Annotated in this window: 9 protein-coding genes; 4 read left to right on the forward strand and 5 right to left on the reverse strand. The window is 30.3% G+C overall.

Annotated elements, in window-relative coordinates:
* Positions 1–124: 124 nt before the first annotated feature.
* The 3 genes from Q0828_RS09580 to Q0828_RS09590 form a co-directional block, all read right to left on the reverse strand.
* Positions 125–361, reverse strand: coding sequence for a hypothetical protein (locus tag Q0828_RS09580; protein ID WP_298419987.1), 237 nt, complete (start codon positions 359–361; stop codon positions 125–127).
* Between the two features lie 119 nt (positions 362–480).
* Entirely contained in the window at positions 481–2,406 is a 1,926-nt protein-coding gene (locus Q0828_RS09585; protein WP_298419990.1) for a DUF3857 domain-containing protein, read from the reverse strand.
* A gap of 10 nt (positions 2,407–2,416) precedes the next feature.
* Entirely contained in the window at positions 2,417–4,309 is a 1,893-nt protein-coding gene (locus tag Q0828_RS09590) for a DUF3857 and transglutaminase domain-containing protein (RefSeq protein ID WP_298419992.1), read from the reverse strand.
* Between the two features lie 170 nt (positions 4,310–4,479).
* Between Q0828_RS09590 and Q0828_RS09595 the strand changes: the two genes are divergently transcribed.
* Entirely contained in the window at positions 4,480–5,580 is a 1,101-nt protein-coding gene (locus Q0828_RS09595; protein ID WP_298419994.1) for an AMP-binding protein, read from the forward strand.
* Positions 5,581–5,970: 390 nt separating this feature from the next.
* On the opposite strand, the gene Q0828_RS09600 is transcribed toward Q0828_RS09595, so the two are convergent.
* Both Q0828_RS09600 and Q0828_RS09605 read right to left on the reverse strand, forming a co-directional pair.
* Positions 5,971–6,672, reverse strand: a complete 702-nt coding sequence (locus Q0828_RS09600; protein WP_298419996.1) for a response regulator transcription factor — start codon at positions 6,670–6,672, stop codon at positions 5,971–5,973.
* A complete protein-coding gene (locus tag Q0828_RS09605) occupies positions 6,669–7,805 on the reverse strand; it encodes a histidine kinase (protein ID WP_298419998.1) in 1,137 nt (378 codons plus the stop codon). Before Q0828_RS09605 ends, Q0828_RS09600 begins: the two co-directional genes overlap by 4 nt.
* A gap of 241 nt (positions 7,806–8,046) precedes the next feature.
* On the opposite strand from Q0828_RS09605, the gene Q0828_RS09610 reads away from it, so the two are divergent.
* The 3 genes from Q0828_RS09610 to Q0828_RS09620 are packed head-to-tail and all read left to right on the forward strand — an operon-like array spanning position 8,047 to position 12,623.
* Positions 8,047–8,937: an ABC transporter ATP-binding protein gene (locus tag Q0828_RS09610; RefSeq protein WP_298420000.1), complete on the forward strand. Its 891-nt coding sequence runs from the start codon at positions 8,047–8,049 to the stop codon at positions 8,935–8,937.
* Between the two features lie 33 nt (positions 8,938–8,970).
* Positions 8,971–12,153: a M1 family aminopeptidase gene (locus tag Q0828_RS09615; RefSeq protein WP_298420002.1), complete on the forward strand. Its 3,183-nt coding sequence runs from the start codon at positions 8,971–8,973 to the stop codon at positions 12,151–12,153.
* 59 nt (positions 12,154–12,212) lie between these two features.
* A complete protein-coding gene (locus Q0828_RS09620; protein WP_298420004.1) occupies positions 12,213–12,623 on the forward strand; it encodes a hypothetical protein in 411 nt (136 codons plus the stop codon).
* The last annotated feature ends 69 nt before the right edge of the window (positions 12,624–12,692 follow it).

Genomic DNA, 12,692 nt, shown 5'->3' on the forward strand with positions numbered 1-12,692 from the left:
TTTAGTTAAGTCTCTAGGCGTATCATATTTTGGAAGGTTGTATTTGTGAAAATTATTAGAAGATACAGCATAAAAAAAGTCCGTCATATAGACGAACTTTTTAATTAAATTGTTTAGAACTAATTTACCTACCGTTGCACCAATCAGCTTCTCTACTTACACAAATAGAGCCGTCATCATGACCAATAGTTGGTAAATCACAATCTTCCCATCTAGTACATGCGTTAATTGTAACTTGAATTGTAACCGTACAAATAATACCTAATGTAGGAACTGTTCCTCCTTTAATAGTGTCGATTGTACGTAAACTCGAAATTGACTTCTTGTTTAACTTTAAACTTTTAATCTGCTTTTTCTTCATAATAATATAATTTATTAATTAATGATGAATCGAAATTACTGTGGTTAAAAGTGTTTTGAAAGAAATGTACTATTCGGTTTATAAATTGAATCTGTACGCTTGTTAAGTATAATTATTCTTTACTCTTTTGGGTTCATTAAAATAGCAGCTTTATTAAAGTCAGAAGCCGCATTAATTACATTTCTAAATGTATCATATTCTGCAATATCATATTCACTTACTTTGTAAAATTCTTGAATAATAATCGTTAGTTTGTTTCCTTCTAAGGTGTAGTTTGACTCAAACTTACATTTTTGCTTTCCTTCTTCGTCTAATAATTCTTTTTTAATGATTAACGACTCCAAACCTTCCACATTGTAGCCATCAGGAATGGTTACTACAATTTCATAATCATAATGATTAGGATATTGCATTAAAATTGGATTTACACGTTTGGTTTCTTGGTACAATTCGCTTTGAGTACCAATTACTTTTCCAACTTGAAATATATAACTGTCACCAGCTTCTTCCAGTAAAGATTCAGAAGTGATTTCTGAGTTTACAATAAAAGGTTTGTTGTATTCTAATTGAGTAATGTCTTTGTTTTCTACAGAGTATGATTTTACAACTTTATCTTCAATTCCTGAACCTGTTAAATAGTCTTCAAACTCTTTAATTGATTGATCTGGCGATAAGTTTAATACAGCTCTGTTGGTAATAGACCAATATCCATAATATTCTTGTCTTTGCGCAATTTTTACAGCTTCTAATTCATCTTCAAATGAAATATTCATGTTTCTAATCACACGACTGTAATCAGGATCACTTTGCTTGGTTTTGTAAAAACTATATTGCAATTTGTTATTGATGTACATTGCATTGTTTCCTAAAATGTAGAATGGAATTTCACTTAAACGATATTCAATACGATCTGGTGTAATATAATTTCCAGTTTCTGGAATGTAAATTAAAAATTCACGCAATGAACTTGGATTAAAGAATTCTGGATCGAATCTTTGTTGATATACATTGGCTGTAATCATTGGTAAATATTCCACTTTTGCAGCTGTTAAAAAGTGTCCATATACTTTGATAATTCCTAAATCACTTGCCGATTTATTTTTTAGAATGTAATCAATATCAGATAATTGTTCATTGTTGTTTTTAATTACCGTGAAGTTTTTCTTTACATAATCATCAATTAAGTATGCCTTTGTAAAATCGTCTTGTTTTTGATCTTTTAAAATGTTTTCAACAATTTTTTTAATCTCTTTATTTGGTGTTGAAGGAAACATTCCTTCAGAAATATTCGAAACAACATTATTCCATAGTAATGCTTCTGTAACACCTTCTTGTCCAAAACATTGATAAGCAATAGCTGTTTTGTTTGCATCAGAAGTTGAGTATTCTTCTTCAATCATCGGGACAATATCATTCAATATCAATTTTAGACCAGCACGATTATTGTATGTCATCTTTTGAAATAGACCAGTAGTATTATATGGCTTGATTTGACCTTCTAAATCACCCGAAATAAAATGATATTCCAAGGTTTTGATAGGATAATCTTGTTGCAAAGTTTGTCTTCCAAAGGCAGAATATTGCTTTTCTAAAGTGTATAATACTTCAATTTCAGAATCTTTTTGAGCACCTTCTATCGCAAATATTTTAAAATCTCCATATTCTTCAACATTTTTGACTTCTTTAATATTGTCTTTATTAAGCAACGTAACTTTTCCGTCAGGCGAAATTGTTCTTGCTTTAATATCTACAATCTTTTTTACATTGTACATTGGAATATAGACTCTGTTGTGCATTTTTATTCCTTTTTCATCATGTACACGCGTAATGGTATGATTGGTTTCAAATTTTCTAATAACACCACCAAGTTTAGGTTCATAGTATTCTATGATATATTTCTCTATGATTGCAATAGAAGATTCGTCTGCTTCTTGTTCAGAAAGTTGATGTAGTACTGGATTTTTTTCCCAATCGTAATCTTTATAATATTGTGAAAACGCTTGTGTAGAACACAAACATAAAAGGATAACAATAAATGTTCTCATATAGTTCAATTTACTTTTCAATAATAATACTTTTTTTATAGGCTTTTATTAATTTTTTCACAAAAGTATTCCATGCTTCAAAATCTTCTTTTTCAATACGTAAGCTATTTACATAAATGTTTTTATGTTGAATGATCACACCTTCTTTTTCTTCATATGAAATTGTAAATCCATATGTTTTTCCATCATATTTGATAGGTTTTGGTATAGAAGTTACTTTGTAACCTGCTGGAATTTGGAAGGTAGTTGTGTACTCTTTTTGAAACTGATGATCAATCTTTTTAGTGTATTTACGATTTTTAATATCAATTTTTTCTTTTGATAATGTACGATCAATATTTAGGTTTAGAATTGTTTTTGACCCAATTGTTTTTACATAATTATCAATGATCAAATCATAGGAAACTGTCAAGGTTTTATGTTGGGATTCTAACGGAGAAACTTCAATGTTTTGATACTTTGTTTTGTTATTTCCTAGCGCTAATGTTGTATTTAAGAATTCTTCTTCCGTGTTGTCTTTCTTCTTATATAAGTAGTCGGTAACAAAGTCAACTTTTTCATAACCAGTTAATATACGTTGTTCTTTTGCATTAATTTTTCCATCTTCAAATGAAATTGTGGTATTAATGACAGCTTTGCTTTTGTCAGAAGGTTGCTTTGGAACTTTCATTAAAACAAATTTTTCTGGCGTAATTCCGATTAACGCTTCTTTTGTTTGCGTAAATGAGCTCGGCATTCCAAAATTGACATAACTGTCTGTCCCATCAATAAAAATAGTATCGTTATCAATTATGGTTGCAGTAATCATATGATTATCAACCATTGGAGTAGGAACTTCTTCATATAAATATGGACGATCGCGTGTGCCAATCCAAGTTCTAAAAGAAGGAATTCCAATATGATTTAGCATTACATAGAGTAAATTTGCCATGTCTTTACAATCACCATAACGGTTTTTACAAACGCTTGCAGCACCACGTGGAATAAATCCACCTAAACCATCTTCAAAAGCTACATAGGTAATATTTCCTTGAACCCAATTATAAATAGCTTCCGCTTTTTCAACGTCCGTATTGTATTTTGAAGCAATATCTTCGGCAATTTGATATACTTTTTTCAAGTCGTTTTCATCCACTTGTTTCGCTAAAGAAGCATACCAACTATACAAATCAGTTACATTGCTCAATACAGGAACCGTTTTTCCTTTTTCTTCGTAATTTTTAATATGAATTATAATATGCGGTAAGTAATAAAGAGCAGCTTCTGCATCTTCTTCACCAGTAAATTTTGATACGTTTTCAACACTCCAACGATAGATAAATGATTTTTTTGTTTCTTCTTTTGTGAAATTTACAGGAATATTTTCTGTGTGAAATTCTCTATAGCCAATTTGAACATTCTTAGGAAATTCAATCGTTAATTGAGCTTTTTTAGTAGGAGCAAAAGTTCCAAATCTGAATAGACCTAAAAAATGCGGATCTGATATTATTTCTTTATACTTTAAATCTGTCACTGCGCCTTTAGTAACTGCCGGAAATGTAAAGTTTTTAGTTTGCTGATCGCTATAAAAAATACCGTCGTCAAATTCGTGCTTGGTTTCTATGTAATCAACTTCTACTGATTTTCCGTCAGGCAAATTGGTCACAGCTTCAATATCTTCAAGCTTTGTAAAACTATCAAAACGCAATACTTCATTGGCAAAATAAAGTTTGTTAGCTGTAATATATTCTGCTTTTTCATGAATACTTTTAACAATATTAAATTTTCCTTTTCGCAATTTTATATTGATCGTTTCATTTCGTTCTAAAAACTGATAATCTTCAGAAGTGCCATTTTGCGCAAAGCCAATGCTTACAAATAAGAAAAGAATCAAATAAGGGAATTTTATATAGGATGCTGTCATAAATTATAATTTAAAAATCGTTTCAAAGAAACTTTTACAAAAATAAACAATACTTCTGTTAAAATATTGTCAAAAATTGAACACTATTTTAGCTAAAAATAGTAAAAACGATGCTTGAAAGCATTTTTTTCTGTATGAATGTTTAATTTTACACAACAACCTAAACAAAAATGATTCCAAGCTTTAAAAATATACACGAAAAGTTTCAACTTGATGGTACTTATTTTAATAGAGAAGCACTAAAAGAAGTTGCATATAGTTATATAAAAGAAGGAAAACCACATGAAAAAATAATTGGTGATTTTTTGATTGATTGGCTAGATGATCGATCTTTTGTAGATGTGTTTACTTCTGGCTCTACTGGAAAACCCAAACCAATTCGTTTGGACAAACAAGCAATGGCAAATTCGGCATTAGCAACAGGCGATTTTTTTGGAATTCAGCCCGGAGATTCAGCGTTGCAATGCTTACCTTCAAACTTTATTGCAGGAAAAATGATGCTAGTTCGTGCTATGATTTTAGGTTTATCAATTGATTTAGTTTTGCCTTCCATGCATCCATTAGCAGAAATTAAAACGAAGTATGATTTTTGCGCAATGGTTCCGATTCAAGTGGAAAATTCGCTTGAATATTTACACAAAATTAAAACATTAATTGTTGGTGGCGCACCAGCTTCATCTGGACTAATTGCACAATTACAAAACGTTTCTACACATATTTTTGCAACTTATGGAATGACTGAAACCATCACACATATTGCTGCAAAACCATTAAATCACCTTCCAGAAGGAACAACTACACATTTCTCAACCTTACCAAATATTGAGGTACAAAAAGATAATCGTGGTTGTTTAGTAATTCATGCACCAAGAATTACAGCAGCAGAAATTATTACAAACGATGTTATCGAAATCATCTCCGAAACCGAATTCAAATGGCTAGGTCGTTTTGATAATGTAATTAATAGTGGTGGTATTAAATTACATCCTGAACAAATAGAGGAGAAGTTAAGTCCTTTTATTTCAGGTAGGTATTTCGTTACAGGAATAGATGATGATCAGTTTGGGAAAAAGCTAGTTCTAATTGTAGAAGATGTAAAAAACGAATTGGATAGTTCTAAGCTTCTAGAAACGGTAAAGCAATCAAAAAAGTTTTCAAAATTTGAAATTCCTAAGTCAATTTATATACTGCCAAACTTCGCAGAAACTAATACAGGAAAGGTGCAGCGTACAAAGACTCTTAATTTGTTAGCTGTTAGTTTTAAAAGCTAGCAGATAAACATTTTTAAATTTTAGCTTCAAAATATTTTATTTTACATTCAACTAAGTAGATAGGACATTTCACTCATCAAAACGATGTGTTCCCTCAATATAGGTTTCAGAATCAAAGTAAGTACTGTACTTTTAAAATGTATTTAACACAAGGTTGGTTGTTTAGTTGTTTATTCAGAAAGACCTGGTAATTCATAACTTATTAGGTTTTTCTGTTTGTGTTAAAAAAATCATAAAAAAGTAAAAGAATGGCATAGAATTTGTGACTTACCACACAATAAATCTTTGCTTTCTTATAGAAATAAAGATTAGGTTATTTTAGGTTTTTTAGGGAGAATAGGTCTGGTATTTAGCATACTAGGCCTTTTCTTATTTATTTTCAAAATTTATTTAATGATTATACAATTTACTTACATTACTCTTATAAGTTAGCCCAATTGGTATTTTATGAGTTGTTATTTGAATTCTATTTCCTTCAATATGCTTTATTTTGTCTATTGCAATTATAAAAGACTTGTGTACTCGTAAGAAGTTTTTTGTATTTAAGAAGGTTTCATAATAAGATATTTTTTCATGACTGAAAATCATTTCGTCTTCAAGAAATATTTTTGTGTAATTTCCAAAGGCTTCAATAAATAGAATTGTATTGGCATCTACGTAATGCTGTTTTTTATCTCCTTTTACAAAGAATTTAAACGATTCCATTTTTGTAGTACTAGTTTCTTTTTTATTTGAAGATGTATTGTTTGTAATTACTTTGTTGATAGCTTTCACTAAACGATCAAAACTAAATGGTTTTAAAAGGTAATCTGCTACGTTCAATTCAAATCCTTCAATGGCAAATTCCTTATACGCAGTAGTAACAATCACTTTAGGTGGATTGGTTAAGGTTCTTAAAAAGTCCAAGCCTTTTAATTTTGGCATATGAATATCTAGAAACATAAAATCTACCGTATTTTCATTTAAAAACTGCATGGCTTCTATGGCATTATAACAGTTTTTTACTAACTGCAAATGTGGAAGCATTCCACAGTATTCTTCAATAATCTCATGAGCTAACGGCTCATCATCTATAATGATAAATGTATTCATACAGGAACTTTTAAGGTTACTTTATAAATGTCGCTTTGTTGTGTGAATTCTAATTGATGCGTTTTTGGATATAGTAATGATAGCCTTCGTTTTAGATTAGTCAATCCAATACCTTTAGTTTGATTGTTCTCTTTTTTGTCAAAATTATTTTCAATAGAAAAGTAGATGAAATCAGCATCATTTGTCAACTCCATTTTAATAAAAGCATTTTCTGTTAACGTATCTACACCATGTTTAAAAGCATTCTCCAAAAGATTAATAAATAACAATGGAGTAATAGAAAGATTCTCATCAATCGCATGGTTAAATTGAATAGAAACAGATTTTTTGTACCTGATTTTATGCAACTCGATATAATTTTCTAAATACGTAATTTCATCTTTAATAGTAACATTACTTTTTTCTCCTTCATAAATAGTATAGCGCATCATTTCGGATAGTTTCAAAATCACTTCTGGCGCTTGCTTTGAGTTCTTTATCGTTAATGCGTATAGATTATTCAACGTATTAAAAAAGAAATGCGGATTTAATTGACTTCTTAAATGCAATAGTTCCGCTTGTGTTTGCTCATTCTTTAAGCGAACCGTATTGGTAATGTGACTGATTAACCATTCTGTCAAGAATACAAATAAAAGAATAAAATAATAAGGGTCTAAATATTTTGATGAAGGCGAATATTCATTGAAAACAGAAAGTAATAAGAGCACTGTGACTGCAATAAAAAACATCCGAAAACAAAAACGAATGATTCCCCATTTTTGGATAATATTTTCACTGTTAGCAGGTTTATTTCTATTTCTAAAAGCGAAATAAGCATATACATAAAGAAATACAAGAAGTTCTGCAAAAACAAGTATTAGTATAAAGTTTGGACGCGATTCTATCATTCCAAAAAAACTAAGCAAACTAGCAAATCCAAAAAGTATTTTACGATCATATTTAAGCCATTTACTTGTTTCTGGGAGTGTATTTGTTTTAAAAAATATGAGCGATACAATAAAATATGAAGCAGCAATTATTAATACCGTACCTGTTACTTCATAATTCTTTGTCTTAGCAAATATTCCTAGCACATACGCTACTGGAATGATGATAAGATTAAGAATATTATGTTGCCTAATGTGTTGCTTCATACAGATCAATAATACATAAATAAAATCATATAGAAATATAAAATGATGAACATGTAAAGTTTAAGCATAAACGTTATAGAAATAAGGTTGAACACTATTTTGTGTCTATTCATATTCTGTGTATATCAAAAACAAGTTTGTATGTCATAACTATTTCTCTTTCAGTGTAATTGCTGGTAAGTTAGCGTAAAATTAAAAAATAAAGCGCTCTTTATTATAAGCAATCAAAAAACGAACAGGCATGGAATTAATCATCAAAAATTTATCAAAAACATATAAAAATGGTGTAAAAGCCATTGACACTATAAATTTAGAAATAGGAACAGGAATGTTTGGATTACTTGGTCCAAACGGCGCAGGGAAATCTTCTTTAATGCGAACAATAGCAACATTACAAATTCCAGATTCAGGAATGATCACGTTTGGAGATATTAATGTTTTAGAAGATAATTTAAGTCTCAGAAAAGTACTGGGTTATTTGCCGCAATCTTTCGGCGTGTATCCAAAAATGTCAGCAGAAAATTTACTAGATTACTTTGCCACATTAAAAGGAGTTAGCTCAAAATCTGATCGAAAAAAAATAGTGACTGAAGTTTTAGAAATTACCAATTTATATGAGGTTCGTAAAAAGTATGTAAATGGTTATTCGGGCGGAATGAAACAACGTTTTGGCATTGCACAACTCTTACTAAACAAACCAAAACTTATTATTGTTGATGAACCTACAGCTGGTTTAGATCCGGCAGAAAGACAACGTTTTTTAAACGTTTTAAGAGAAATAGGAACGAACAATACAGTCATTTTTTCAACACATATTGTGGAAGATGTGAAAGAACTATGTAATAAAATGGCGATTTTAAATGGAGGACGAATTTTGTCAAACACAACACCAACAGAAGCTACGACTGCATTAAAAGGGCAAATCTGGAAGACAGTTATAACTAGAGACGAATTAGAACTCATGGAAGCTAACTACGATGTATTATCTTCAAACTACAATCAAGATAATTCGATAACAGTCAGAATATATTCTAGCATACAACCAGACGGAGATTTTAGAGAAGCGACACCACAATTAGACGATGTTTATTTCATTGCTTTAAAACAAGACGAATCTGTACTTGTAAACTAATTCAACTTTCATTATTTAAACACATAGACACAAATGTTTTCTACAATATTTAAACACGAATTAAAATACTGGTTTAGAAATCCTTCTTTCTATATATATGTATTTTTATTTTTAACAATATCTATTTTACTATCGGCTGCTTCTGCTGGAATTTTTGAGAGTAATACTGTAACTAACGGAACAGCAATCATTGCAAATTCACCAATGCGAATTGGAAATATGTTCAACACTTTAGCGATAATTATTTTCTTCTTATTTCCGTCTATAATTGGGTTTTCTGTGTATAGAGATTATAAAAGCGAAATGCATACGATCTTGTATTCATATCCTTTTACCAAAGCCAATTACTTATTTGCTAAATTTTTTAGCAGTGTATTGATTGTGCTAATTATAGTTTTATTTGTTGGTATAGGTCTTTCTATTGGATTTAGTTTGCCAGGAACAAACCCAATTCTTCTGGAAGAATTTAGCATAATGCCATATTTGCAAACGTATTTAATCTACATAGTGCCAAATATTCTATTGTACGGCGCTATCATATTTGCAGTTGTAGTATTTACAAGAAAAATTATAGCAGGTTTTACAGCTTTTATTATTCTAATAGTATTGCAATCTACATTGGTGGCATTATTTTCGAATCCTGAATACACCTTTATTACAGGTTTGTTTAATCCTAGTGGAATATCTGCTACTGAATACTATATAAAATATTGGACAATTTCTGAGCAGAATACAAAAGCAGTTCCAATAAAAGAATTAATCATATATAACCGATTGTTATGGACAGGAATTGCAATGTTAATTTTTGGAATCGTTTACAAATACTTTAAATTCAATCAACAACCAATACGCTTATCATTAAGAAAGCAAAAAGGAGAACGTGCTATAAAAAGTAATTTTGGAAGCATCATACGTGTACAATTGCCAAAAGTAAACTTTGATTTTTCATTCAGGCAATACCTGAAAACTACGTGGAAACTATCAAGCATTGACTTTAACTATATAACTAAAAGTATTCCGTTTATCATTATGCTATTAGGTGTAACGCTGAGTTTACTACTTGATTACTTTGAAGGAAGTAAATTCAGAGGAACTTCCAGATTGCCTGTAACTTGGAGAATGCTAGATTATGGAGAAACTTTTCAATTAGCCATTATTATTTGTACGTTTTTATATGCTGGAATGTTAAATCAAAGAGCAAAAATTTCAAACATCAATATATTGGTTGATAGTATGCCCATTCCGAACTGGACACTTCTTTTATCAAAACTAATAGCACTATTCAAAATGCAATGGATCATGTTAACTGTTATAATGATTACAGGAATCTCTTTTCAAGTTTATAAAGGCTATTATCAGTTTGAAATCGGACACTATTTATTTGAATTATATATATTAAACTTCATGTATTATGCATTGTGGGCAATGATGGCAATATATGTGCAGACACTCATAAAGAATACTTATGTAGGTCTATTTTTATTATTTAGCCTATTCATTTTTGTAAGTACTGCCATACCAAACGTAATAGGAATCACACAAGATATCTTCCTATTCAACAACGGAACTGTTGGGTATAATTATTCAGATATGAATGGTTACGGAAACTCACTGTCAAGTATTTTTATCTATAGTTTTTACTGGTTTTTATTTGGAATTCTATTGATAATTGGCGCAGGATTATTTTATAGCAGAGGAATCGTAGGATCATTTAAAGAACGTTTATCCATTGGAAGATCACGTTTTACTAAAAAAATAGCTTTAGGAGTTGGAATCGTTTCTATAGCTTTTTTAAGTACTGGTTTTTGTATTTATTATGAAAACAATGTGACCAATGCATCAGCTTCTGCAAAAGAGAAAGAACAAATCATTGTTGATATAGAAAAGAAATATGCTAAATATGAAGACTATGCTCAACCAAAAATTGCCGCGGTAACTATTGAACTAGATATATATCCGAAAGAATTAAACTTCAACCTAAAAGGGAAATATGTATTAGTAAATAAAGCTGAAGTAGCTATTGATAGTCTATTTTTAAAGTATAATAATTATCCGAGTACTTTTAAGTTTAATAAATCAAATACTTTAGTTTCGAAAGACAGTCTTTTTCAATTTAATATGTATCGTTTAGACAAAGCACTGCAACCAGGAGATAGTATCCAATTAGATTTTACTGTTAAAAATGTTACCAATACAATCCTAAATACGCATTCACCTGTATTAGAAAATGGTACGTTTTTGAATAGCTTTCAATTAGCTCCTACTATTGGTTACAAAAGAGTAGGTTTGACTGATGCTGAAACTCGTAAAAAATATGGACTTCCTGAAGTCGCATTAAAAGCACATCCTTCAGATACTACTGCTTTAGGAACAAATGATTTGACAAGAGATGCCGATTGGATAGATTTTGAAGCGACAGTAAGTACTTCCAAAGATCAAATTGCGATTGCGCCAGGATATTTGCAAAAAGAATGGATTGAAGATGATAGACGCTATTTTCATTACAAAATGGATCAAAAAATGTTGAATATCTATTCGTTTAACTCAGCACGTTATGAAGTGAAAAAAGATATATGGAATGATGTTGTGTTGGAAATTTACTATCACAAAGGGCATGACAAAAATTTAGATAGAATGATGGCGGGAATGAAAGCATCATTAGCATACAATACAGAAAATTTTAGTCCATATCAACACAAACAAATACGCATCATAGAATTCCCAAAAACCTACGGAAGCTTTGCGCAATCGTATCCAAATACGATTCCATTCTCTGAAAGTCACGGATTTATCGCTGATGTAAATGACAATGATATTGGAGGAATTGACTATGCGTTTGGAGTAACTTCACATGAAGTAGCACATCAATGGTGGGCACATCAAGTGATTGGAGCTGATGTTTTAGGTGCGACAATGCTAACGGAAAGCATTTCTGAATATGTACGCTTAAAAACTTTAGAACGTGTATATGGAAAACATAACATGTATGCCTTTTTAAAATATGCAGCTGATCACTACTTGAGAGGAAGAAAAAATGATGTAACTGGCGAAGATCCCTTAATGTATATCAGCGGACAATCGTATATCCGTTACTCCAAAGGAGCGCTTGTGTTCTATGCATTGAGTGATTATATAGGTGAAAAAAACTTAAATGCAGCATTGCATAAATTCGTAAAAAAAACAAATTTAAAGAACCACCATACACAACTTCAATAGAATTAGTAAATAACATAAAAGAAGTAACTCCAGATTCTTTACAATATGTTATCAAAGATATGTTTGAAACAATAACGTTTTATGAGAATAGTGTGACTGATTTTAAAACCACAACATTAGCTGATGGAACTTATAAAGTTGATATCGAATTTACAGTGAGTAAATACAGAAGTGATAGCAAAGGAAATCGATCATATAATGATACTGAGTTAAAATCTTCTTCTTCTACAGATAACGAATTCAAATCATTACCATTAGCGGATTATATAGATATCGTTGTTTTTACTGAAGAAGAAATCAATGGAGAAAAAAAAGAAGTTGAATTATACCTGAAAAAACATAAAATCACTAACGTTCAGAATACAATCAGCATCATTGTAAACAAAAAACCAACTGCGGTAGGAGTAGATCCTTATCATAAACTAATTGATACAAATTCTGAAGATAATAGGATAAATAGTGATAGATAAAATCTTTTAAAAACAAAAACCGCTTTACAATACTGCAAAGCGGTTTTATTACATATTTTTTTGTGTTAC

The organism is uncultured Kordia sp., assembly GCF_947496985.1.
Taxonomy (GTDB): domain Bacteria; phylum Bacteroidota; class Bacteroidia; order Flavobacteriales; family Flavobacteriaceae; genus Kordia.